Origin of the sequence: Rhizobium sp. CG5, from assembly GCF_023701945.1 — a bacterium.
Taxonomy (GTDB): Bacteria; Pseudomonadota; Alphaproteobacteria; order Rhizobiales; family Rhizobiaceae; genus Allorhizobium.
Map to the genome: position 1 here is coordinate 415806 of NZ_JABAEF010000003.1, position 21967 is coordinate 437772.

Here is a 21967-nt window from a genome sequence, read left to right on the forward strand (position 1 = left end):
TAGCAGGGCAGCCGGTTCTGGATCGCTGCAAAACCCTGCCGCGATCGACGCGCCCCCTGCCCTCCAGCACTAGCGCTCCGTTAGTTTCAACTCGATCCGCCGGTTCTGGTTGCGCGCTTCGGGCGTGTCCCCTTCGGCAATCGGCTGATACTCACCAAAGCCGGCCGCCACCAGCCGCGCCGAAGGCACGCCCTTGGAAATCAGGAACTTGACCACGGAGATGGCGCGCGCTGCGGAAAGCTCCCAATTGTCGGCATAGCGGCCGGAGCCGGACAGCTGCACATTGTCGGTATGACCATCGACGCGCAGCACCCAGTTGATCTCGGCTGGAATCTCCTTGGCGAGATCCAGCAGGGCTGTGGCCAGCTTCGCCATCTCGACCTGGCCCTCAGGGTTGAGCTCATTGCCGCCGGACGGGAACAGCACCTCCGACTGGAATACGAACCGGTCGCCGACGATGCGGATATTGTCGCGGTCCGAGAGGATTTCGCGGAGCCTGCCGAAGAAGTCGGAGCGATAGCGATTGAGTTCCTGCACGCGCTGCGCCAGCGCCACGTTCAGGCGACGGCCGAGATCGGCAATCTTGGTCTGCGAGCTCTGGTCCTTCGCTTCGGAGGCCTGCAAGGCCTGTTCGACGGCCGCAATCTGCGCCCTGAGCGCTGCGATCTGCTGGTTCAAGAGCTCGATCTGGCTCAGCGCCCGGCCGCTGACCTGTTGCTCCTGCTCGAGCTTTTCGGTCAAGAGGCCGATCTGCGCCCGCGAACTGTCGGCCGAACCGCTGCCCGATTCCAGCAGCGCCTGCAGCCGCGTCCGCTCATCCTCGGACACCGAGAGAGAGGATTGCAGCGAGGCCAGCGTGTCTTCCATATCCTGCTTGCCGCTCTTTTCCAGCGCCAGCAGCTGGGTCAGCTCGGCGATCTGGCTGTTGAGGCGGTTGAGAACCTCGTCCTTGCCGGAGATCTCGCGGCTGAGGATGAACTGCGCCAGGACAAACACCGTCAGCAGGAACATGATGGCCAGCAGCAGCGTGGACAGGGCGTCCACGAAACCCGGCCAATAATCGACTCCGCGATCTCCGCGGCGATTGCGCCCCAGGGCCATCGGTTACTTGCTCCCGCCGATCTTGTCGTTGAGCCGGTCCAGCGTCTTGCGCATAGCGCGGGCATCTTCCTGCTGCGCCTCGATCCAGTCGCGCAGCATCTGCTGCTCGTTGCGCATGTTTTTCACCAGGCCCTGAATGCCTTCGGCTAGCCCGGCAATGGCGGTGACCGACCGGTCGTTGCTCTGGGCGGCCGGCTGATCGGCGATCCGCGTCAGCTGTTCGATCAAACGGTTCAGGTCTTCCGCGGCAATCGACGCGCCGGGCTCGCTGGCCTGCACCATGTCGGAGCCGACATCGGTGACCGACGACAGCCAGTTTTCCAGCTCCGTATAGAAGCGGTTCTGCGCCCGGCCGGCCTGCAGGTCGAGAAATCCGAGAATCAACGATCCTGACAGGCCGAGCAGCGAGGACGAAAATGCGGTGCCCATGCCCTCGAGCGGACCGGCCAGACCGGTTTTCAGCGATTGCAGGACATCGTTGCTATCGCCGGAGCTCGGGTCGAGCGACTGGATGACGGCACTGATCGAGCCGATCGTGCCGAGCAGGCCCCAGAACGTGCCGAGCAGGCCGAGAAAGACCAGGAGGCCGATCAGGTAGCGCGATGTGTCGCGCGATTCGTCGAGGCGCGTGGCAATCGAATCAAGGATCGAGCGCAGCGCCGCGGTCGAAATCGCCACCGAGCGGCGGTTGCCGATCAGGGCGCGCATCGGCGCCAGCAAGCGCGGATCGCGGCCGACCTTCTCGGCATTGCCGGCGGCGCGGAAGGAATTGAACCAGCGCACTTCGGGAATGAGACCGAGCACATGGTTGAAGACGAGGATGATGCCGACCGCCAGAACGCCGAGGATCAGGCCGTTCAGCCCCGGATTGGTCATGAAGGCGGTCTGCGCCTGCCGGAACAGAATGGCAGCGATGAACCCGACGATGATCAGGAAGATCAGCATCGTCGAGAAGAATGGCATCGGGCTTGAAAGCTTGTTGCCGTAGGCGCCGGCCTCAGCCTCAGTTGCTTCCAAGTCCGCCAGTTTCACTTTCGCCATATCGTCCTGCGCCTCCGGTCATGTTGCGCCGGAGGCTAGTGGATAATTACGACGAATTGAAGTGAAAAGCCGGTCGCATTGGCAAGTCACTGAGGAAAAAGACATTATCCCTTGGGGATGGGCCGGTTGACCACCTCGGCCAGCGCCTTGTGGATATACTCGTTGCCGGCCACGACGCTGCGCGACCCGAACATATCCGTACCGCCGGACATGTCACCAACGAAACCGCCCGCTTCGCGGATCAAAAGGATACCGGCGGCGATGTCCCAGGGCGAAAGTTCGACCTCCCAGAAGCCGTCGAAACGGCCGGCTGCGACATAGGCCAGATCGAGCGCTGCCGCACCCATGCGCCGCACGCCGGCGACCTCGTTCATCACATGGCGCAGTTCGACCAGGAACTTGCCGTGATTGCCGCGGCCGAGATGCGGAACGCCGCAGGCCACGACGCAATCCGACAGGACCTTGCGGGCCGCAACCCGGATGCGCCGGTCGTTCATGAACGCCCCGCCGCCACGCTCGGCGGTGTAGAGTTCGTCGGTCGCCGGATTGAAGATCACGCCGGCAACGATCTCGCCATTGCGCTCAAGCGCGATCGATACGGCAAACTGCGGAATGCCGTGCAGGAAATTGGTGGTGCCGTCGAGCGGATCGACGATCCAGCGATGGGCGCCGTCGGTGCCCTTGACCTCTTCGCTTTCCTCGCCGAGAAAACCATAGGTCGGCCGCGCCTTCATCAGCTCTTCGCGCACGATCTTCTCGGCCTTGATATCGGCCTGCGAGACGAAATCGCTCGGTCCCTTGACCGAGACCTGCAGGTTCTGCACCTCGCCGAAATCGCGCGACAGCGACTTTCCGGCCTTGATCGCGGCCTGGACCATGACATTGAGAAGGGCAGAGCGAGCCATGTTGATTTATTCCTTGAATTGGCGGCATCAGGCCGGCTCGCAGCGCCATCGATGGCAAGGCTGCGCTAGGCGGCGATCGGTTGGCGGGTTCAAGACCATAAAAATCGCCGGAATTCAAGGGGCATGCGCCAGAGGTCTGGCTCTGGCGCCTTAAACGGCAAGCAAGACCTCAGAGAACGACAGCGATCAGCCCCTGCGGAATTTGTTGGCCCCGTCGATGGCCTTTCTCTGCTGCTCGTCGGTCAACCCCAGATAATGGTCCTCCAGCAGAGGATCCTTCAGGCCGGCCCGGCGCGACAGGACATACCATTTCGCCGCCTCGACGGCATCCGGCCTTGTTCCAAGCGCATTGATATAGAGATGCGCCAGCCGGTTCTGCGCCACCACATTGCCGCGATTGGCAGCCGTTCTCAGCCAGTTGAACCCCTGCTCGTAGTCGCGCTCGCCACCAATGCCATTGACCAGCCAGAGGCCGATATCGAGCTGGGCGGTGTCGAAACCCGCCTTGGCGGCCCTGGCCATCCAGCTCCGCGCCGTGGCTTTCTTGTCGGCCGGCACATCGCCAAGGGCGTTGTAGACCTGCGCCACCGCATATTGCGAATCGGCGACGCCCTGTTCGGCCGATTTCTCGTAATAGGGAAGCGCCAGCCTGAGGCCCTTTTCGCCGGGATTGTCGGCCACCAGCGTCTGCGCCCAGTTGAACTGCGCCGAACTGTTGCCGGCATCCGCCGCCTTCTTCATGTAATCGTCGGCCTTGACCTTGTCGCGTTCGACATCGCGGCCTTCCATCAACAGCAGCGCGTATTTGAACATCGCCGCCGGATCGCCGCCGGCCGCCGCCTGGCCATACCAGAAGGCCGCCATCTTCGGATCGCGCTTGGTGCCAAGGCCGCGCGACATCATCTCGGCAATCAGCGTCTGGGCAGCGGCATCGCCCAGTTGCGCGCGCGGCAGGGCCTTGTCGAGCGCCGTGGTGAACAGGCCGCGCTGGAAGGCGCCGAAGGCGTCATCGACCGGTCCCTTGTATTCCGTTTCCGGCGGCAAGGCCGGCAGAGGCGCGCCCATGCGGTCAAACAGCGTGATGCCGGAGGACGGCTCGGTGGCTTCGGACCCTTTGGTCTCGATCTTCGAAGTCTTGTCCAGCGTCTCCGGCGGCCGCACGACGCGCTCCGTCGTATCCGCTTTGCCGATGTCGAGCGACGGCTCTTCCTGGGCAAGCGCCAGGGTTCCGGCGCCCGCCAGAGAGGCGGTCAACAGGGCAGTCAGGATGGATCGCGATAGGGTACGGCTGTTCGGCATGAAACCTTCAACCGCCAAACCGTGGCGCTTTTTCGTCCAGCATTGCATTTATCTGCGCGACCACAGTGGCAGCCATCGCCGGATCGTCGAACACCGCACGGCGCAGCGCCACGAATTCCGCGCCCGACTCGGCCACCGTCAGGGCCGAATCCGGGTCGCTGCCACCCATGACGATGCACGGGATCGACACCATCGAGGCCCACCATTCGCCCAGATCGACATTTTTCGAATGGGCTTCTGGCTTGATATCGCCATCGAGCTTGCCGAAGAACACGTAATCCGGATTGGCCTCGCCGACCTCGAGCGCCACATGACGCTCCATGGCGCGGCCGGCGCCGATGATCATCTTCGGCGAAAATTTCTCGACCGCCTCGGCAAGTTCCTCGGCGCTGCCGGTCAGATGCAGGCCATCGGCCTTGGCCCGGCCGGCGACGCGGCTGTTGTCGACGACGATGGCGGCGGCATTGGCCGCCTGGATCTCCGGCACCAACGCTTCGACCCGCGCCTGAAAAGCATCGTCGCCAAGTTCGTATTGCGGAATGATGACGGAGGCCACGTCTCCGCCCTTCAGGGCATCGGCAAGAAGGCGAGCACCGGTGGCGTCATCGGCAAAGTCCGGCACGATCAGGACGAGGCGGCAGCGGCTCTCGGGACGGGTCATGGCATATTCCGTTTCATCGGTTTTGGCGGCGAGCGAAAACCACTCGTTTTGGGCGATCAATTCCGATAGACCGGTCTGGCGAAAGGATCAACCGAAACAAATGCTCCCGGACATCCAGTTTTTCTACGCTGCCATCCCGGCAGTCATTCTTGTTGGCCTTTCCAAGGGCGGGCTGGGCGGCGCGCTGGCGCTGCTGGGCGTGCCGATTCTCGCCATGGTCGTGCCGCCGATGCAGGCGGCGGCGATCTTTCTGCCGATCCTGCTGGTCATGGATGCCGTGGCGCTGTGGGCCTGGCGTCATCACAACGACCGCAAGACTTTGGTGCTGATGCTGCCCGGCGCAATCCTCGGCATTGTGCTCGGCTGGGCCACATCCACCTATATTTCCGCCGGTGCCATGCGGCTGGTGCTGGGCACTGTGACGATCATCTTCGTCGCCCGCTATGTCTACGACACCTACGGACCGAACTCCAAGATAGAAACGCCGCCGAAGCCGCAGCGACCGCTCGCCGCCGGTCTCTGGAGCACACTGTCGGGCTATGGCAGTTTCGTCGCCCATGCCGGCGGGCCGCCGTTCCAGATCTACGTGCTGCCTTTGAAGCTCGACCCGCGTACCTATACCGGCACCAGCGTGCGCTTTTTCGCCATCATGAATGCCGTGAAAGTCGTGCCCTACTTCGCCCTTGGCGAGTTGGACACCGCCAACCTGACGCTGTCGGCCTTTCTTCTGCCCGTGGCCCTGGTCTCGACCCTGGCCGGCGCTCGCCTGGTCCGGCTGATGAAGCCGCAGACCTTCTATCCGCTGATGTATGCAATGGCTTTGCTGGCCGCGCTCAAGCTGGTGTGGGACGGAGCAGGGTTTTAGCACGTCGATTGCCTGCAGGGGTGTCAAAATGCGCTTCGCTGCAGCGCAATACGCGCTTGCCGCGACAGCCCGCATGCCGTAGCTTGGTCACCATGTCGAACACGGATCCCTTTACCGCGATAGCTGACCCGAACCGGCGCTACCTGCTGGAAGAGCTGCGTCGTGCGCCGCGCACCGTGAACGATCTCGCCAATGGTCTGCCGATCAGCCGGCCGGCGGTGTCCCAGCATCTTAAAGCCCTGCTCGACTGCAACCTGGTGACCGTCACCTCGAAGGGCACGCGGCGGATCTATTCCGTCAACCCGCACGGGTTCGATAAGCTCAACCTGTGGCTCGACCAGTTCTGGTCCTGAACCCAAATGAAAACCCCGAAAGCCGCTTTGGCTTCCGGGGTTCAATCTGTGACCGATAAAGCGAACGCCGGTCTCACTGAATTGTCTTGGGCGGCTATACATGCCGCGAACACGATGGCCGCGAGTATCTCGCGGCACTACGCCTTAATGGCGCGTGGAAGACCGCAGGCGTTCCATTTCGTCCTTGAGGCGCAGTTTGAGGCGCTTGATTTCAAGAATTTCCTTGTCGTCGACGGAGGGAGAGGCAAGAGCGGTATGAAGCTTTTCCTCAAGAGCTCCGTGCTTCTTTGCAAGCGATTCAATATGAGCCTGTATGGTCATTTGAGACGTCCTTCCTTTTGCCTACCTCCAGCAATCCATCGCTGGAGTTTCAGGGTTTGCGAAAGTAATGTGACACGAACCGGGGACTTTGTCGAAGGCGAAAACCAGGTATGAACAAGGCAATTTCAAGATTAGGGATAACTTCCCGTTACCGCTGTTTGGTGATAGGAGCTTGCGCCAATCCAGGATGCATCTCAAAAAAAGATGCGGGAACGCGATAATGGGGACAGGACAATGCCGGATCAGGAACAGGCGGATGCAAGGCTTCAGCTGGCACGGCTGCGCCAGGAGCACGAGGATTACGATGTGGCGATCAATGCCATGATCGATACCGGCTGCGATGCCTTGCGGATCCAGCGGATGAAAAAGAAGAAACTGGCGATCAAGGACAAGTTGACCAAACTTGAGGACCAGATCATTCCCGATATCATCGCCTGATGCGTGGGAGGCAACAGCATGCATGAAGAGCGTCCACCCGTAGCCATCATCATGGGCAGCCAATCGGACTGGGAAACCATGAAGAATGCCGCCGACACCCTCGACGTCCTCGATGTCGGCTACGAGGCCCGCATCGTTTCGGCGCACCGCACCCCGGAACGCATGTTCGAATTTGCCCGCCAGGCGCGCGACGAAGGCTTCAAGGTGATCATTGCCGGCGCCGGCGGTGCTGCCCACCTGCCCGGCATGACGGCGGCCATGACGCCCCTTCCCGTCTTCGGCGTGCCGGTGCAGTCGAAAACCATGTCTGGCCAGGACAGCCTGCTCTCGATCGTGCAGATGCCGGCCGGCATTCCGGTCGGAACGCTTGCCATCGGCAAGGCCGGCGCCATCAATGCCGCCCTCTTGGCCGCGGCCGTGCTCGCTCTGTCCGACGAGAATCTCGCCGGTCGTCTCGACGACTGGCGCGCCCGCCAGACCGCAAGTGTTGCAGAATACCCGATAGACGAGGCTCCATGACCGTCCAGACCATCGGCATCATCGGCGGCGGCCAGCTCGGCCGCATGCTGGCAATGGCCGCCGCACGCCTCAACTTCCGTACGGTGATTCTCGAGCCCCAGGCCGACAGCCCCGCAGCGCAACTCGCCAACCGCCAGATCGTCGCCGAATACGGCGACCCGGTGGCGCTCGGCGAGCTGGCGGCACTCTGCGACATCGTCACCTACGAATTCGAGAACGTGCCCGTCGAGGCGGCCGAGATGCTCGCCCGCAACGTCCCGGTCTTTCCGCCGCCGAAGGCGCTGCAGGTGGCCCAGGACCGGCTGACGGAGAAACGCTTCCTGAACGGCTGCGGCATCCAGACGGCCCGCTTCCACGCCGTCGACAGCCAGGCCGAGCTGGAAGCAGCCCTTGTCGATTTCGGCGGCAAAGGCGTGCTGAAGACCCGGCGCATGGGTTATGACGGCAAGGGCCAGCGGGTCTTTCGCGGCCCGCAGGACCGGCCGGAGGGTGCTTTTGCAGCCCTCGGCAACGTTCCGCTGATTCTCGAAAGCTTCGTCGCCTTCGAGCGGGAAATCTCGATCATCGCCGCCCGTGACCCGAATGGCGCCATTGCCTGTTACGATCCGGCCGAAAACGTGCACCGCGACGGCATTCTCGACACCTCGACGGTGCCGGCGCGAATCACTGCGGCGACAGGGACCACCGCGCGGGACTCAGCCGCAAAACTGCTGACGGCGCTCGATTATGTCGGCGTGGTCGGCATCGAGTTCTTCGTCCTGCCGGACGGCGCGCTGATTGCCAACGAGATCGCCCCGCGCGTCCACAATTCCGGGCACTGGACCGAAGCCGCCTGCATCGTCTCGCAGTTCGAACAGCATATCCGGGCGATTGCCGGCCTGCCGCTCGGCGATCCTGTGCGCCATTCCGACTGCGTGATGACCAATCTGATCGGCGACGATATCGATGCCGTGCCCGATTGGCTGTCGCGCCGCAATGTTCTTGTTCATCTCTACGGCAAGTCTGAAGCCCGCCCCGGCCGCAAGATGGGCCATGTCACGGAGCTGAAATAGCAGGAAAAACCCGGTGTTTCGGTCGAAAAAGCCCGGCGCCGGTTGACACAGAGGGGGCATAGGGGTATTTGCCACCAACCCTGAAGGAGCGCGCCCCCGGCGCGCTTTTGAATGTTAAAGACACTGGCGGAATAACAGAATTCCCCGGCAACCTTGCGGATCAGAAAAATGAAGATCAAGAATTCGCTGAAAGCGCTGAAGGCCCGTCATCGCGACAACCGTCTGGTTCGCCGCAAGGGTCGTGTATACATCATCAACAAGTCGAACCCGCGTTTCAAGGCTCGTCAGGGCTGATACCGGACCAGGCTTTTGTGCGCGTGACAGGTTGGCGATCCGTCAAAGACCTCATTCACTGACATTGTGTTGATCGCGCATATTTTGATTTGAAACATGGCGCAGGCGCGTTACCTTACGTGCATGCGCTATTTTCATTTGCCGTGCCTTGCACTGACGCTCTCCATCGTCCTTCCGCTGACCAGCGCCTCCGGCTTCTGGAGCACAGCCTATGCCCAGGACGCGGCCGAACAGGCCAGCATCGCGCCGGACGCGACCTCTGCCGACAAGCCGATCGACAGCCTGCTGACCGATCTGCGCCGGGCCCGCGACCCCGAAACCGCCCAGAGCATCGCCAGCACTATCATGACGGCCTGGGGCGATTCGGGCAGCGCGACGGTCAATCTGATGATGCAATGGGCCAACGAGGCGATCGGCGAGAAGCGCAACGCCGCCGCCCTCGATTTCCTCGATCAGGCGATCGTGCTGGATCCGACCTTTGCCGAGGCCTGGAACCGCCGGGCGACGCTGCACTACACCATGGGCAGCTATCGCAAGTCGATGGCCGACATCCATCATGTCCTGGCCCTGGAGCCGCGTCATTTCGGGGCGCTGGCGGGCCTGGCCTCCATCCTTGCCGAATCGGGGCGCGACGAGATGGCGCTGAAGGCCTGGGAGCGTTATCTCGACGTCTACCCGGCCGACCGGGAGGCCCAGGAAACCGTGACCAAACTCTCTGAAAAGCTTGCCGGCAACCGGACCTGATGCCGAACCGTCCGGTATCCCTCCCCTAGAACGCGGAGGTCATCCCCTGCCCGCTTCCCATCCCAAAGCGTCCAAACTCTCGCGACGGTATCGCTTCATGCTCTTTCCCCTCCTCGCCATCGCCGCGCTGATCGGTTGCGCCACGGTGTTTTCCAGCATCCAGAGCCGCAAGATCGAAAGCCGCTATCCCAATATCGGCGAACTGACCGATATCGGCGGCATGCGGATCAATGCCCTGCATATCCCCGCCGGCGACCAGGCCGATCTGCCGCCGCTCATCTTCATCCACGGCGCCAGCGGCAATCTGTGCGACCAGGCGACCGCCTTTCGCGCCCCCCTGGAGGGCCGTGCAGAACTCCTCTTCATCGACCGGCCCGGCCACGGCTATTCGGAGCGGGGCGGCCCGGAAAATGATACGCCGGACGGCCAGGCAGCGGCCATCGCCCGGCTGATGGACAGGAAGGGCATGAACCGCGCCATTATCGTCGGCCATTCCTTCGGCGCCTCGATTGCCGCGAGCTTTGCCGTGCTCTACCCGGAAAAAACCGCCGGCCTGCTGTTCCTGGCGCCGGCCACCCATCCCTGGCCGGGCGGCGTCGACTGGTACTATGACCTCACAGCCACGCCGGTGATCGGTCCGCTGTTTGCCCGCACCCTTGCCGTCCCGGCGGGCCTCATGCGGCTGGACAAGGCGATCGTGTCGGTTTTTGGACCGAACCCCGCCCCCGCCGACTATATCGACAAGACCGGCCCGGCACTGGTTCTGAGACCATCCAGCTTTCGCAACAATGCCATCGACGTGGCGGGGCTCCATGCCTATGTCACCCGCATGGCGCCGCGTTATCGGGAGATCGCCGCCCCGACGGTGATCATCACCGGCGACAGCGACGATGTCGTGCTGGAGGAGATCCACTCACGCGGCCTGGCACGCGATATCTCAGGCTCGGAACTGGTCTGGATCCGCGGCCTCGGCCACAAGCCGGATTATATCGCCAACGACATCGCCGTGGCGGCCCTCGAAAAGATCGCCGGCCAAGATCGGGATCTGCAGGCGATGGCCCGCGCCCTGGAGATCCGCCTGCAGCAGCAGGCGCAATAGCAGCCTGCCCTTCCCTTAGAGCGTTTCCTGGTTAGATTGAAACATTCTGTTGGCTCAAACGCAGTTGGATAATCGCCCGACCGGCGCGCGTCGTAGCCACGCCCTACGGCCAAGCCGGCCGGGCGATCAGGCAGCCCGTTTCAGCCAACCCGAAGGGCCGGGCATCTTTCCGCCAGCATCAAAGGCGATCGGCTCGGACGTAGCTTCGGGTATGCCCTTCGCCAATCGCCTTTGCCCTGACGAAAACCTGCTCCGGCAGAATGCTTCAATCTAACCAGGAAACGCTCTAGGCCCTTGCAGCCAACAAAAAACCGCCGCAGAGGGTGCGGCGGTTGTGGATCGGCGGCAATCTCGGACGTGGACGTCTTCAGACGCCGCTGAGGCCGTCCGAGCCGATATAGGCGATGCGCAGCATGTTGGTCGCCCCCGGTGTGCCGAGCGGCACGCCGGCCGAAATGATGATCCGGTCGCCCGGCTTGCCGAAGCCTTCGGACGCCACGATACGGCAGGCGCGGTTGACCATGTCGTCCAGGTCGGTCGGCTCGCTGGACACCACGCAATGCAGGCCCCAGACGATCGACAGGCGCCGTGCCGTCTGGATGATCGGCGACAGCGCGATGATCGGCACTTCAGGGCGTTCGCGCGAGGCACGCAGGCCGGTATTGCCCGACGAGGTATAGCAGACGATCGAGGTCAGCTTCAGCGTCTCGGCAATCTGGCGAGCCGCCAGCGAGATCGCGTCGGCGCCGGTTGCTTCCGGCTGCGGGCGCTGGGCGTAGATAATGCCGGGATAATGGGGTTCGCGCTCGATCGTATAGGCGATCGAGGCCATGGTCGCAACGGCTTCGACCGGATACTGGCCGGATGCCGATTCGGCCGACAGCATGATCGCATCGGCGCCTTCGAAGACGGCGGTCGCGACGTCGGACACTTCGGCGCGGGTCGGCACCGGCGAGGTGATCATCGATTCCAGCATCTGGGTCGCCACGACGACCGGCTTGCCGGCACGCCGACAGGCGCGGATGAGCTGCTTTTGCAGGCCCGGAACCGCTTCCAGCGGCATTTCGACGCCGAGGTCGCCACGCGCGACCATCAAGGCGTCGGACAATTCGATGATTTCGTCGATCCGCTCGATCGCCTGCGGCTTCTCGATCTTCGACATCAGCCCGACGCGGCCGCGCGCCACCTTGCGCACATCGGCCAGGTCTTCCGGGCGCTGGATGAAGGACAGGGCAACCCAGTCGACTTCATTGGTGGCCAGAACCGCATCGAGGTCGGCCCAGTCCTTGGGCGTCAGGGCGCCGGAGGTCAAAAGCGTGTCGGGCAGGCTGACGCCCTTGCGGTCGGAGATCTTCGTGCCGGAGACGACCGTGCAGACGATCTTCTTGCCGTCGCATTTCTCGGCCCGCAGATGCAGCTTGCCATCGTCGATCAGCAGGCGATGGCCAGGCTTGACCGACTGCAGGATTTCCGGATGCGGCAGGAAGACGCGGGTATTGTCGCCGAGCGCCTCATTGTCGTCGAGGGTAAAGGTCTGCCCCTGCACCAGTTCGACCGTCGTCGTCGCAAACTTTCCGACGCGCAGCTTCGGTCCCTGAAGGTCGGCGAGAATGCCGATCGGACGGCCGCATTCGGCTTCCACGGCGCGGATGCGCTTGATCAGGTCGCGCATTCCGTCATGGCTGGCATGGCTCATGTTGATGCGGAACAGGTCCGCGCCGGCCTCGTGCAGCTTGCGGATCATCGCTTCGTCGGACGAAGCGGGCCCGAGCGTCGCCAGGATTTTAACTTTACGATTGCGCTTCATCAGTTCTGGCCTTCCTGGGTGCCTGGAGTGTCGGAAAGCTGAACCATCCAGCTTCCCTGTCGGCCGGTGTCGTATTCCTTGAATCCCATCTGCTGGTAGCCGCGCGTGAAGCAGTCCTGGACACCGACAATCTTGAATTCGTTTTCAGCAACGCACATGTTGACGCCACCTGTCCAGCGACCGCCGCGGGCGGCATCTTCCGCGTAGAGATAATAGTAGCGGGACTGCAATTCGCCTTCGATCAGGGTGGCGCAGGTGGTCGCCGGCACCTGCCACCAGCCTTCGCTGATCCAGCCTTCGGCGGACCGGTAACCGATCGCCACGCCGACCAAGTTCTGCGTCCCGTTGCACACCCGGAATTCGGCATGCGCGGACCCTGCCGCCATGAAAGGAAAAGCGAAAAGGCCAGCGAACAGCAAATGGCGCGTGGTGCGCCTGAACCTGACAACGGAAGAGAGTGTATTTCGTTTCGGCACGGTTTCCGACGGAACTCCATTTTTCATCAGTGCTGCTTTCTTGCGACGATGGGGCAAGAATGTCAACGCAACACTAATCGATTATAATTCCAAGGCAAATCTTCCCCCGCGAGTTTGGCACAATGGTGGCGGCACGCAAATCTTGCACTCGCCAACGCCCCATGCCATCAAGCGGGACAATATGCAGGGGCAGCCGAAGATCCGATGCAAGAATTCATACCTTTCGAGATTATCCCAGGCGATCATGACAAGGGTTTGGTGCTGCTCGCCGATCACGCCATGAACCGCCTGCCGGAGCGCTACGGCCGGCTCGGTCTGCCCGAAACGGCGTTTTCGCGCCATATCGCCTTCGATATCGGCATAGAGGGCCTGACCCGCAGCCTGGCGGACAGACTTGGCGTGCCCGCCGTCCTCAGTTGCTTCTCGCGGCTGCTGATCGATCCGAACCGCGGCGAGGACGATCCGACCCTGATCATGAAGATTTCCGACGGGGCGATCATATCGGGCAATCACCCGATCAGCACCGAGGAATGGGATAGCCGCGTCGAACAATTCCACCGGCCCTACCACCAAGCCGTCGCCCGCACGATCGACGCGGTGGCACGCCAGACCGGCAAGGCGCCGCTGGTGCTGTCGCTGCATTCCTATACGCCGGCCTGGAAGGGCGAGCCGCGGCCCTGGCATGCCGCCGTGCTGTGGGACACCGATGAGCGGGCCGTGATCCCGCTGATATCGGGCTTGCGGGCTGGCGGCGACATTCTGGTCGGCGACAACGAACCCTATGACGGCGCGCTGAAAGGCGATACGCTGTACCGGCACTGCATGGTGACGGGCATTCCCCATGCGCTGCTGGAAGTCCGCCAGGACCTGATCGGCGATGACGCCGGCATTGCCGCCTGGGCCGAGCGCCTTGCGCCGATCTTCGAAACGATGAATACCGATCCGGCCCTGCATGCCTACCGGATCCACCCTTCCCGCACCGGGCCTTATTCCGGCTGACGACAGGACATGACCATGACCCACCCCACCGAACAGCAGCAGATCGAATTCGAGGCCGCCGCCTTTCGCCGGCTTTTGGGACACCTGCGCGAGCGCAGCGACGTGCAGAACATCGATCTGATGAACCTGGCGGGATTTTGCCGCAATTGCCTGTCCAACTGGTATCGGGACGCCGCGAAAGACGAAGGCGTCGATATTGCTAAGGACGAAGCCCGCACCATGGTCTACGGCATGCCTTACGAGGACTGGAAGACGCTCCACCAGGGCGAAGCATCCGACGCCCAGAAGGTGGCATTCGAGGCAAGCCGACCCCACGAATAATCGCAAATCCGGCAAGGGGGCTTGACGCGACGCCCGCTTCACGGCAGGTCACGCCTCACCGAAACCACCGTTTCCCAACAATAGGAGATTCAGATGTCTGATGCTCATGGCGTCGCCCGTGACCAACTCCGCGCTTTTGTAGAGCGCATCGAACGACTGGAAGAAGAAAAGAAGACCATCGCCGACGACATCAAGGACGTCTATGGCGAAGCCAAGGGCACCGGCTTCGATACCAAGATCCTGAAAAAGGTCATCGCCCTGCGCAAGAAGGACGCCCAGGAGCGGATGGAAGAGGATCTGATCCTCGACACCTACCTGCACGCCCTCGGCATGATCGAATCCCCGCCCGAGGAATAAACCGGATCGCAATTTCCGGAGAACGAGGACAGGCATAAGAACCCGCTTCGCGGTTCAGCCCCTAACGGAAATGTGGAACACTGCCCTGTCGCAGATATCAATCGCAAAACTCTGACTTTTGCGAGGGAGTTTTGCGACAGAACTTCCCATGATCTTTCAGCGCTGGCGGTTTTGTCACGAATATTAGGAATTCTGCGACGAGGCCGGGCCGTCGATACGATCTATCAGCGCCGAAGCTGTCGGCCACCAAACATCAAGATCGAGCAAGTCCACGTGTCGGCGGTCCGGCAACATTGTCAGAGAAATGCGCTCGCCGGCCTGCGGATTTTTTTCCGATAACGCCGCCTTGAACCGCTTCACGCCGTCCAAAGGAATGTGATTATCCAATTCACACGATATGAAGTTCAGCCAAGGCCCCCGCGCATATCGGTCCAAATGCGTCAAAGGATTGAGCTGGTCATAGAAAAACTGCGCGTATGGGTCCGGCTCGCCGGATGGCAGCAATTTAGTGGCGTCCATAACATCGTGCATTCCCGGCCGCTTCCAATCTGGTGTCGAGCCGACCGCAACGACATTGGAAATCCGGGAATCAAGGCCAGCAGCGGCAACCGCTATATCCCCGCCGAGAGAGAGGCCGCTTATAAATGCCGGCGCAGCTAGATCGAACTCGGTCAGCCCCCAATCAATCACGCGCGATATATCGAGCGTCGTTTGCCCAAGGATAGGCCACATATTCCGCTGAAAATTCCCGAACACGCGCGCCGTGAGCTGGTTCCGGCTTTCATGGCCGCGTTCGCCTTGTTGCCATATATCCATGCCGACCGCCGCGAAGCCTTTTTCGGCCAGATGGTCGAGAACCGGCTTTGTTTCCTCTTTCGTTTGCCCAAAGGCTGGCAGATGAAGGAACAAGTGCCGCGCGGCTCCCTGCGGCTTGCTGACAATGATCGGAATACCATCAGGCGCTAACGTAGCCATATTCTATAAGTCTCTTTCGCTTGTCTGTCGCAAAACTCCCAATTAAAGCGAGAATTTTGCAACCGAATTTCGCGACGTTGCAGAAATGGGTATTCTGCGACAGTTTGAGCATGCCGAATGCTTGCCGAAGGTGCTTTAAACCACAATAGCCGCCCGCAACGCCCGTGTTGCAAGCAGTTTCGGTCAGTCGCTTGATTCCACATTCCCAATAGCGGGCTGGGCTTCGCAGTCGGTTTTTCTGTATGGGAAGATGGCGAAGGCGAAGGTTTCATCCATTCGCCGATCGCCGATCAGGGCTTGGCAGCCCCGAAACGGCCCGGATCGATTGGCGCGGGCTGGCTCGAGAAGCCGACCGGATAAACGGCGGCAGACTCGGCGCTCAACGAACGGCTGACGATACGCGGCGCCTTGCCGCCCTTGCCCACCGTGCCGACGCGTTCCTTGTTCAAGGCCCATTGCGACAGCATATTGCCGGTCAGCTTGGTGCCGCCGGTCATGGCCCGGTGTGCGGCTTCGGCTTCGCTCAGGCTCGGACGGCCGCCCTTGGCCGGCAGGCCAGCCTCGACGCTTGTGTCGACAGGCTTCGGTTCATCAAACACATCGCCGAAATCAACCGTGCGCGTCGAGGGCTTGGCCGGCGCGATGGAAGCCACTTCCGTCGCCCGCGGCTTGGCCGTTTCGGCAGGGTGCGGCTTGGCCACGGGAACGGCCGCAACGGCGGTGGCAATCGGCTTGGCAGGCGCAGGCATCGGGGTCGGCACCGGCGCAGCCAGCGCCGAATCCTTCGGCTCAGCCGGCTGGCGCACCGGCATCTGGCTCTGTTCCAGCGCGCTGGCGGCCTCCGGCGACAGGATCGCCTGTTCCACGGACATCGGCTCGGATTTCGGTGACACCTCGGCGGTCGCAGCCAGCGCATCGGCAAGGGCCGGACGACCGGCCGGGATCGGAATGCCGGCGGCGCCATCGTCGACGGGCGGCAGCGAACCCGGCGCAACGGATGCGGTCAGGATATAGGTTTCGGCATCGCCCTTCATGCCGCGCTGGCCAAGCAGGGTGGGCACCGGGATCTTGTAGGTCTGCAGATCGGCAAAGCCTTCGTCGGAAGCCTGCTCCGGATCGACCGCGGCAGCGATTTCCGGCGGCTGCGGCGTGGCAACCTTCTGCAGAGCGTCTTCGGCGGCACTGCGGTTCGGCGAATAGAGTGCTACCGCCAGGCTTTCATTGCCGGCCTGCGGGCGGAACGCCGGACGCGACAGCGGCACGGGTGCAACGATCGACGGATCGACCGAGGCTTCAGCCGGAGACGGCTCCGGCGGCGGCACGGCGGCAGCGACCAATATGGGCTGCTCGGCGGTCACCACAGGCTTGGCGATAGCGGGACGCTCGGCCGGCACGACGACGTCTTCTTCCTCGTCCTCATCCCCACCGCCGAACAGCATGGCCAGCAGGTTCTTGCGCTTGCTCGGCTCTTTCGAGTCCGCCATGAGGATCTGCTTGGAATTCAGCCGCTGCTTGTATTCGGCCAGGGCCTGATTATAGCCCGGAAGCGGTTTGCCGTCGGATGGAATATGAACCGTTTTGCCATCGGGGAACAGGCGGGAAAGCTCGTTGCGCGTCATACGGGGCCAGGCGCGCACGCCGGCCACATCCATATGCACGAAAGGCGATCCGGAATTGGGGTAATAGCCGACGCCGCCGGCCTGCATTTTAATGCCGAGTTCGCGCAGCGTCTTCAAAGGAACGCCGGGAATGTAGAAGTCCATCGCCGTGCCACGCATATGCTGGCTTTCCTTGGCGACACCCTTGGACCGTGACCGCAGCATGGAATTGGTTTCGGGCGAGCGGTAACCGGAGACGACATTGATATAGCCGCTGGCACCGGCCCGCGTGTAGACTTCCCAGACCAGGTCGAACAGGCGCGGATCCATCTTGGTCGGCTGATTGCGACGCCAGTCGCGGACGATGTTATTGAGCTGCTTCAGGCCGTTGGCATCGTAGCGCCCGTTGCGCTTGAAGGTGATCGCCGCTTTTTCGCCAGTATGCACGAAATGGATCTTCAGCGTGCGTGTCTCGGCAGCAGCCTGCGACGCGGAACCGAACAACGCGGATACGCCGATCGCCAACAGCACCAGGGCCAGGAAGACGAACCGCGAAGCGGCCGATCCTCTTTCGGACTGTCGGCAAAGCCGATCATGCCCGGAAGGCCCCAAAATTGCACGAGATACCTGCAAATCAATCCCCGTCCGAAAGACAACGTCCCACATCAAACCAAATGACGGTCAAATGCGGTAACTACATGGCAAAACTGCCACACCGCCGACATCGATTCATATATAGTGAACCAATCTCTAACAAGCGATTTACCAGAGGTAATAAATCATCCTTACCCCAGGGTTAACAATCGGTTGGGGAAAACTTTTTTCGACACGGGGCGATTTTGGCGGGATAATTGCCCTCGCAGGCGCAGAAACCATCCGCAGAAGCGACGGCAAACTTCAGAAATATCGTTTCATTTCATATCCTTGCCCGGCAGATGCCGCAGCTGGTCCGGCCACGGCACCCAAAAGCCGAAACAGCCGGCACGTTATTCCCGGCAGGGCCGGTGCGACACTAAGGCCCGGCCCATTGCCCAATCCTTCGCACAAAGGCGCTTTAGCCGGGCGACCTTGCCACCCGGCTAAAGGGGTAGACCTCAAGCGGCGTGCTTGTGCGGATTTTCCGGGTCGATGCCGTAATCCTTGAGCTTTCGGTACAGGGTGGAGCGGCCGATTCCGAGCTTGCGCGCCACCTGGCTCATCTGGCCGCGATAGAATTTCAGCGCGAAACGGATCAATTCCTCCTCGATATCGGCAAGCCGGCGGACATTGCCGCTGTCATCGGTGCTGACGATGACATTGTCCTTCGATCCGCTGCCATCCTCTTCGACGCGAACCGCGCTGATGCGCTCGGCCAGTGCCGTATCGGCCCGTTCCGGCATCCGCATCAGGTGCGGCGCCGGTGTCGGCGCCGGGCTCGAAGGCACCAGCTCCAGTCCGGAAAAGCCGGGCCAGACATCCTGCGCGGCCAGGCCGCCGGGGATCTGCGCCAGGATCTGCGGGAAATCGTTTTCCGACAGTTCCGGCCCCTCCGACAGGATGACGGCCCGGTAGATGGCGTTTTCCAACTGGCGGATATTGCCCGGCCAGTCGAAAGCCGTCAGCAGCGCCAGGGCGCCGGCGCCCAGCGCCAGGGGCCGCGTCAGCCGCTGCTCGGCGGAGAAACGCTCGGTAAAGGCGCGCGCCAGGAACGGAATGTCCTCCTTGCGCCGGCGCAGCGCCGGAATGGTGATCGGGAAGACGTTGAGTCGATAATAGAGGTCTTCGCGGAACCGTCCGGCCTTGACCTCCTCGATCAGGTCCTTGTTGGTGGCCGAAATCAGCCGCACATTGACCTTCTGCGGCTGGCGGGCGCCGATCGTCTCGATCTCGCCATCCTGCACGGCGCGCAGCAGCTTGACCTGGGTGTCGAGCGGCAGGTCGCCGATCTCGTCGAGGAACAGCGTGCCGCCGTCGGCTTCGGCGAATTTGCCGACATGACGTTCGGTTGCCCCGGTAAAGGCTCCCTTTTCATGGCCGAACAGGATGCTTTCGACCAGATTGCGCGGGATGGCCCCGCAATTGACGGTGATGAACGGGCGCGACGAGCGGTCGCTGGCCGATTGAATGGCGCGGGCCACCATTTCCTTGCCGACCCCCGATTCGCCCTCCAGCACCACCGGAATGTTCGACTGGGATGCGCGGCGGGCCAGATCCATGACCCGTGCCATGGCAGGGCTGGCGGAAATGATATCGCTGAAGCCGACGGCGCCGGACCGTGGACGTCGCGGCGGACGGGCTTTGGCGTCGCGCTGATCGACCTTCAGCGCATTGCCGATGGCCGCCGCGATCCGCTCCGGCGAGACGGGCTTGACGACGAAATCGAACGCGCCGGCCCGCATGGCCTGTACCACGGTCTCGATGCCGCCCTGCCCCGTCTGGACGATGACCGGCACTTCGGTTTCCAGGCCGCCAAGCGCGCCTAAGAACTCAAGCCCGTTCATGCCGGGCATCATCAGGTCGAGAAGAATGACGCTGATCTCGGTATGGTTTCGGCGAAAATAGGCAAGGCCGGTCTGGCCGTCCTCTGCCAGGTGCACGACATGGCCCTGGCTTTCCACGGCGGCTTTCAAAAGCCGGCGCTGCACAGGATCATCATCTACAACGAGGATATGAGCGGTCAAATTTCAAGCTCCCGGAATCATTCTTGGCGCTTTAAGCACAGTGAGACGAAGCCCGATCCTGCCAGAAAGGATTGAAGATGAGGTTTTGAGAACCGCTCGGATTTTAACGATTTCGAAAGCCCTGACCGGGACCGGGACGCTGCCGACATGGCTTGCCGCCGCGCGCGCGACTGTCTATTCGTTACGGCTCATTATTGCCGAACAGGAAGGAACTCACCATGCGCTTCGCACGATCCAACGACCCCCGTCTGTTTGCGCCGGCGATTGCAACCGTCGAGACCGATCCGGCCCTGGGCAGCCTGCCGCTGTGGAAGCTGGAAGATCTTTACCCTTCCGCGACCTCGCCGGAATTCCTCGCCGACATGGATAAGGCTGCCAAGGCCTGCCCGGCGTTTGAGGCCAAATGGAAGGGTAAGCTCGCCGTTTCCGCCACATCGCAAGCCGAGACCGGCATCGGCGCGGCGCTGGCCGAATATGAAGCGCTCGACGACCTCATCGGCCGGCTCGGCTCCTATGCCGGCCTCACCTATTATTCCGACATGACCAATGCCGCCAATGGCAAGTTCTTCGGCGACGTGCAGGCCAAACTCACGGATCTGTCGGCCCACCTGCTGTTCTTCGCACTGGAGCTGAACCGCATCGACGATGCCGTGATGGACGCCTGCATGGACAATGATCCGGCCGCCGGCCACTATCGCCCCTGGCTCGTCGACCTGCGCAAGGACAAGCCGTTCCAGCTCGACGACAAGATCGAACAGCTGTTCCTCGAAAAGTCGATGACCGGCGCGGCCGCCTTCAACCGCCTGTTCGACGAGACGCTGGCCGCCTTGCGCTTTCCGGTCGACGATCAGCAATTGCCGATCGAAGCGACCCTCAACATGCTGCAGGATGCCGACCCGGCGGTGCGCGAAAAGGCGGCGGTTGCCCTGTCCAATACCTTCAAGGACAATATCCGCATCTTCGTTCTGGTGACCAATACGCTGGCCAAGGACAAGGAAATCTCCGACCGCTGGCGCGGTTTCGACGACATCGCCGACAGCCGCCATCTGGCCAACCGCGTCGAACGCGAGGTCGTCGACGCGCTGGCCAGCGCGGTCAAGGACGCCTATCCGCGCCTCTCGCACCGCTATTACCAGATGAAGGCGAAATGGCTCGGAATGGACCAGATGGAGTTCTGGGATCGCAATGCGCCGCTGCCGGAAACGCCCGACCGGCTGATCCCCTGGCAGGAAGCAAAAGAAACCGTTCTGTCGGCCTATGGCGGCTTTGCGCCTGAAATGGCCGAAATCGCCGCCCGCTTCTTCGATGGCGGCTGGATCGACGCGCCGGCCCGGCCCGGCAAGGCGCCCGGCGCCTTCGCCCATCCGACCGTGCCCTCCGCCCATCCTTACGTGCTGCTCAACTATCTCGGCAAACCGCGCGATGTCATGACGCTCGCCCACGAGCTTGGCCATGGCGTGCATCAGGTTCTGGCCGGCGACCAGGGCGCGCTGATGTGCCAGACGCCGCTGACGCTGGCCGAAACCGCCTCCGTGTTCGGCGAAATGCTGACCTTCCGCGCCCTGCTCGATAAGACCAAGGACAAGCGCGAGCGCAAGGCCATGCTCGCCCAGAAGGTCGAGGACATGATCAACACGGTCGTGCGGCAGATCGCCTTCTACGAATTCGAGCGCAAGGTGCATGCCGCCCGCAAGGAGGGCGAACTGACGGCCGAAGCGATCGGCGACCTGTGGCTGTCGGTCCAGACGGAAAGCCTTGGGCCCGCCATCCGCATTTCAGCGGGCTACGAGACCTGGTGGGCCTATATCCCGCACTTCATCCACTCGCCCTTCTATGTCTATGCCTATGCCTTCGGCGACTGCCTGGTGAATTCGCTCTATGCCGTCTACGCGCAGGCTGATGCCGGCTTCCAGGACAAGTATTTCGAACTCTTGAAGGCCGGCGGCACCAAGCATCACTCGGAGTTGCTGAAGCCGTTCGGGCTCGATGCCACCGATCCGTCGTTCTGGGCCAAGGGATTGTCGATGATAGAGGGGCTGATCGACGAGCTGGAGGCGCTTGATAAGGCCTCCTGAAAACGGA

23 protein-coding genes are annotated in these 21967 nt (G+C 62.2%); 12 read left to right on the plus strand and 11 right to left on the minus strand.

Annotated features, from left to right (window positions below):
• Positions 1-69: 69 nt before the first annotated feature.
• The 5 genes from HGO38_RS07845 to HGO38_RS07865 form a co-directional block, all read right to left on the minus strand.
• Positions 70-1101, minus strand: a complete 1032-nt coding sequence (locus tag HGO38_RS07845) for a peptidoglycan -binding protein (protein ID WP_250955327.1) — start codon at positions 1099-1101, stop codon at positions 70-72.
• A gap of 3 nt (positions 1102-1104) precedes the next feature.
• Positions 1105-2142, minus strand: coding sequence for a flagellar motor protein MotA (locus tag HGO38_RS07850; RefSeq protein ID WP_250955328.1), 1038 nt, complete (start codon positions 2140-2142; stop codon positions 1105-1107).
• A gap of 104 nt (positions 2143-2246) precedes the next feature.
• Positions 2247-3047 (minus strand): inositol monophosphatase family protein, encoded by an 801-nt coding sequence (locus HGO38_RS07855; RefSeq protein WP_250955329.1) that lies wholly within the window; start codon positions 3045-3047, stop codon positions 2247-2249.
• Between the two features lie 186 nt (positions 3048-3233).
• A complete protein-coding gene (locus HGO38_RS07860; RefSeq protein ID WP_250955330.1) occupies positions 3234-4346 on the minus strand; it encodes a tetratricopeptide repeat protein in 1113 nt (370 codons plus the stop codon).
• 7 nt (positions 4347-4353) lie between these two features.
• On the minus strand, positions 4354-5007 hold the full coding sequence (locus HGO38_RS07865; RefSeq protein ID WP_250955331.1) for a thiamine phosphate synthase: 654 nt from the start codon (positions 5005-5007) through the stop codon (positions 4354-4356).
• A gap of 100 nt (positions 5008-5107) precedes the next feature.
• Here HGO38_RS07865 and HGO38_RS07870 point away from each other — a divergent pair, with 100 nt between their 5' ends.
• Complete coding sequence (locus HGO38_RS07870; RefSeq protein WP_250955332.1) at positions 5108-5872, plus strand: sulfite exporter TauE/SafE family protein; 765 nt, start codon at positions 5108-5110, stop codon at positions 5870-5872.
• 92 nt (positions 5873-5964) lie between these two features.
• Positions 5965-6225 (plus strand): ArsR/SmtB family transcription factor, encoded by a 261-nt coding sequence (locus tag HGO38_RS07875; protein WP_250955333.1) that lies wholly within the window; start codon positions 5965-5967, stop codon positions 6223-6225.
• A 144-nt stretch (positions 6226-6369) separates the two neighbouring features.
• On the opposite strand, the gene HGO38_RS07880 is transcribed toward HGO38_RS07875, so the two are convergent.
• Positions 6370-6546, minus strand: coding sequence for a YdcH family protein (locus HGO38_RS07880; RefSeq protein ID WP_250955334.1), 177 nt, complete (start codon positions 6544-6546; stop codon positions 6370-6372).
• Between the two features lie 234 nt (positions 6547-6780).
• Here HGO38_RS07880 and HGO38_RS07885 point away from each other — a divergent pair, with 234 nt between their 5' ends.
• From HGO38_RS07885 to HGO38_RS07910, 6 genes are all read left to right on the plus strand, one after another.
• The gene (locus HGO38_RS07885; RefSeq protein ID WP_168471931.1) at positions 6781-6984 is read left to right on the plus strand and encodes a YdcH family protein; all 204 of its coding nucleotides are present in this window, start codon (positions 6781-6783) and stop codon (positions 6982-6984) included.
• A gap of 18 nt (positions 6985-7002) precedes the next feature.
• The gene (gene purE / locus HGO38_RS07890; RefSeq protein WP_250955335.1) at positions 7003-7503 is read left to right on the plus strand and encodes a 5-(carboxyamino)imidazole ribonucleotide mutase; all 501 of its coding nucleotides are present in this window, start codon (positions 7003-7005) and stop codon (positions 7501-7503) included.
• The gene (locus HGO38_RS07895; RefSeq protein ID WP_250955336.1) at positions 7500-8555 is read left to right on the plus strand and encodes a 5-(carboxyamino)imidazole ribonucleotide synthase; all 1056 of its coding nucleotides are present in this window, start codon (positions 7500-7502) and stop codon (positions 8553-8555) included. The genes purE and HGO38_RS07895 overlap by 4 nt, the downstream gene beginning before the upstream one ends.
• A 168-nt stretch (positions 8556-8723) precedes the next feature.
• The gene (ykgO, locus tag HGO38_RS07900; protein WP_168471928.1) at positions 8724-8849 is read left to right on the plus strand and encodes a type B 50S ribosomal protein L36; all 126 of its coding nucleotides are present in this window, start codon (positions 8724-8726) and stop codon (positions 8847-8849) included.
• Positions 8850-8972: 123 nt separating this feature from the next.
• The gene (locus HGO38_RS07905; RefSeq protein WP_250955337.1) at positions 8973-9593 is read left to right on the plus strand and encodes a tetratricopeptide repeat protein; all 621 of its coding nucleotides are present in this window, start codon (positions 8973-8975) and stop codon (positions 9591-9593) included.
• A gap of 97 nt (positions 9594-9690) precedes the next feature.
• Positions 9691-10692, plus strand: a complete 1002-nt coding sequence (locus tag HGO38_RS07910; protein WP_250955338.1) for an alpha/beta fold hydrolase — start codon at positions 9691-9693, stop codon at positions 10690-10692.
• Positions 10693-11059: 367 nt separating this feature from the next.
• Here HGO38_RS07910 and pyk read toward each other — a convergent pair whose 3' ends face one another.
• A complete protein-coding gene (pyk, locus tag HGO38_RS07915) occupies positions 11060-12499 on the minus strand; it encodes a pyruvate kinase (protein WP_250955339.1) in 1440 nt (479 codons plus the stop codon).
• Positions 12499-12885 carry a DUF1036 domain-containing protein gene (locus tag HGO38_RS07920; protein ID WP_168472194.1) on the minus strand — a complete coding sequence of 129 codons (387 nt, stop codon included), beginning with the start codon at positions 12883-12885 and terminating at the stop codon, positions 12499-12501. The genes pyk and HGO38_RS07920 overlap by 1 nt, the downstream gene beginning before the upstream one ends.
• Positions 12886-13179: 294 nt before the next feature.
• On the opposite strand from HGO38_RS07920, the gene HGO38_RS07925 reads away from it, so the two are divergent.
• The 3 genes from HGO38_RS07925 to HGO38_RS07935 all read left to right on the plus strand — a co-directional run bounded on the left by HGO38_RS07925 (position 13180) and on the right by HGO38_RS07935 (position 14652).
• The gene (locus HGO38_RS07925; protein ID WP_250955340.1) at positions 13180-13974 is read left to right on the plus strand and encodes an N-formylglutamate amidohydrolase; all 795 of its coding nucleotides are present in this window, start codon (positions 13180-13182) and stop codon (positions 13972-13974) included.
• 15 nt (positions 13975-13989) lie between these two features.
• Positions 13990-14295 (plus strand): DUF1244 domain-containing protein, encoded by a 306-nt coding sequence (locus HGO38_RS07930; protein ID WP_250955341.1) that lies wholly within the window; start codon positions 13990-13992, stop codon positions 14293-14295.
• Between the two features lie 93 nt (positions 14296-14388).
• A complete protein-coding gene (locus HGO38_RS07935) occupies positions 14389-14652 on the plus strand; it encodes a DUF2312 domain-containing protein (RefSeq protein ID WP_168471922.1) in 264 nt (87 codons plus the stop codon).
• A gap of 183 nt (positions 14653-14835) precedes the next feature.
• Here the strand turns inward: HGO38_RS07935 and HGO38_RS07940 are convergent, their stop codons facing one another.
• The 3 genes from HGO38_RS07940 to HGO38_RS07950 all read right to left on the minus strand — a co-directional run bounded on the left by HGO38_RS07940 (position 14836) and on the right by HGO38_RS07950 (position 19885).
• Positions 14836-15627, minus strand: a complete 792-nt coding sequence (locus HGO38_RS07940) for an alpha/beta hydrolase family protein (RefSeq protein ID WP_250955342.1) — start codon at positions 15625-15627, stop codon at positions 14836-14838.
• A gap of 290 nt (positions 15628-15917) precedes the next feature.
• Entirely contained in the window at positions 15918-17729 is a 1812-nt protein-coding gene (locus HGO38_RS07945) for a peptidoglycan L,D-endopeptidase MepK (protein ID WP_250955343.1), read from the minus strand.
• Between the two features lie 590 nt (positions 17730-18319).
• Positions 18320-19885 carry a sigma-54-dependent transcriptional regulator gene (locus HGO38_RS07950; protein WP_250955344.1) on the minus strand — a complete coding sequence of 522 codons (1566 nt, stop codon included), beginning with the start codon at positions 19883-19885 and terminating at the stop codon, positions 18320-18322.
• Positions 19886-20103: 218 nt separating this feature from the next.
• On the opposite strand from HGO38_RS07950, the gene HGO38_RS07955 reads away from it, so the two are divergent.
• On the plus strand, positions 20104-21960 hold the full coding sequence (locus tag HGO38_RS07955; protein WP_250955345.1) for a M3 family oligoendopeptidase: 1857 nt from the start codon (positions 20104-20106) through the stop codon (positions 21958-21960).
• The last annotated feature ends 7 nt before the right edge of the window (positions 21961-21967 follow it).

Coding starts and splice junctions, on each gene's coding strand:
- HGO38_RS07895 (WP_250955336.1), top strand. CDS start 7,500: ATGACCGTCCAGACCATCGGCATCATCGGCGGCGGCCAGCTCGGCCGC.
- HGO38_RS07860 (WP_250955330.1), bottom strand. CDS start 4,346: ATGCCGAACAGCCGTACCCTATCGCGATCCATCCTGACTGCCCTGTTG.
- HGO38_RS07940 (WP_250955342.1), bottom strand. CDS start 15,627: ATGGCTACGTTAGCGCCTGATGGTATTCCGATCATTGTCAGCAAGCCG.
- HGO38_RS07920 (WP_168472194.1), bottom strand. CDS start 12,885: ATGGCGGCAGGGTCCGCGCATGCCGAATTCCGGGTGTGCAACGGGACG.
- HGO38_RS07925 (WP_250955340.1), top strand. CDS start 13,180: ATGCAAGAATTCATACCTTTCGAGATTATCCCAGGCGATCATGACAAG.
- HGO38_RS07955 (WP_250955345.1), top strand. CDS start 20,104: ATGCGCTTCGCACGATCCAACGACCCCCGTCTGTTTGCGCCGGCGATT.
- HGO38_RS07930 (WP_250955341.1), top strand. CDS start 13,990: ATGACCCACCCCACCGAACAGCAGCAGATCGAATTCGAGGCCGCCGCC.
- HGO38_RS07870 (WP_250955332.1), top strand. CDS start 5,108: ATGCTCCCGGACATCCAGTTTTTCTACGCTGCCATCCCGGCAGTCATT.
- pyk (WP_250955339.1), bottom strand. CDS start 12,499: ATGAAGCGCAATCGTAAAGTTAAAATCCTGGCGACGCTCGGGCCCGCT.
- HGO38_RS07855 (WP_250955329.1), bottom strand. CDS start 3,047: ATGGCTCGCTCTGCCCTTCTCAATGTCATGGTCCAGGCCGCGATCAAG.
- HGO38_RS07880 (WP_250955334.1), bottom strand. CDS start 6,546: ATGACCATACAGGCTCATATTGAATCGCTTGCAAAGAAGCACGGAGCT.
- HGO38_RS07910 (WP_250955338.1), top strand. CDS start 9,691: ATGCTCTTTCCCCTCCTCGCCATCGCCGCGCTGATCGGTTGCGCCACG.
- HGO38_RS07850 (WP_250955328.1), bottom strand. CDS start 2,142: ATGGCGAAAGTGAAACTGGCGGACTTGGAAGCAACTGAGGCTGAGGCC.
- ykgO (WP_168471928.1), top strand. CDS start 8,724: ATGAAGATCAAGAATTCGCTGAAAGCGCTGAAGGCCCGTCATCGCGAC.
- HGO38_RS07875 (WP_250955333.1), top strand. CDS start 5,965: ATGTCGAACACGGATCCCTTTACCGCGATAGCTGACCCGAACCGGCGC.
- HGO38_RS07935 (WP_168471922.1), top strand. CDS start 14,389: ATGTCTGATGCTCATGGCGTCGCCCGTGACCAACTCCGCGCTTTTGTA.
- HGO38_RS07905 (WP_250955337.1), top strand. CDS start 8,973: ATGCGCTATTTTCATTTGCCGTGCCTTGCACTGACGCTCTCCATCGTC.
- HGO38_RS07845 (WP_250955327.1), bottom strand. CDS start 1,101: ATGGCCCTGGGGCGCAATCGCCGCGGAGATCGCGGAGTCGATTATTGG.
- HGO38_RS07885 (WP_168471931.1), top strand. CDS start 6,781: ATGCCGGATCAGGAACAGGCGGATGCAAGGCTTCAGCTGGCACGGCTG.
- HGO38_RS07865 (WP_250955331.1), bottom strand. CDS start 5,007: ATGACCCGTCCCGAGAGCCGCTGCCGCCTCGTCCTGATCGTGCCGGAC.
- purE (WP_250955335.1), top strand. CDS start 7,003: ATGCATGAAGAGCGTCCACCCGTAGCCATCATCATGGGCAGCCAATCG.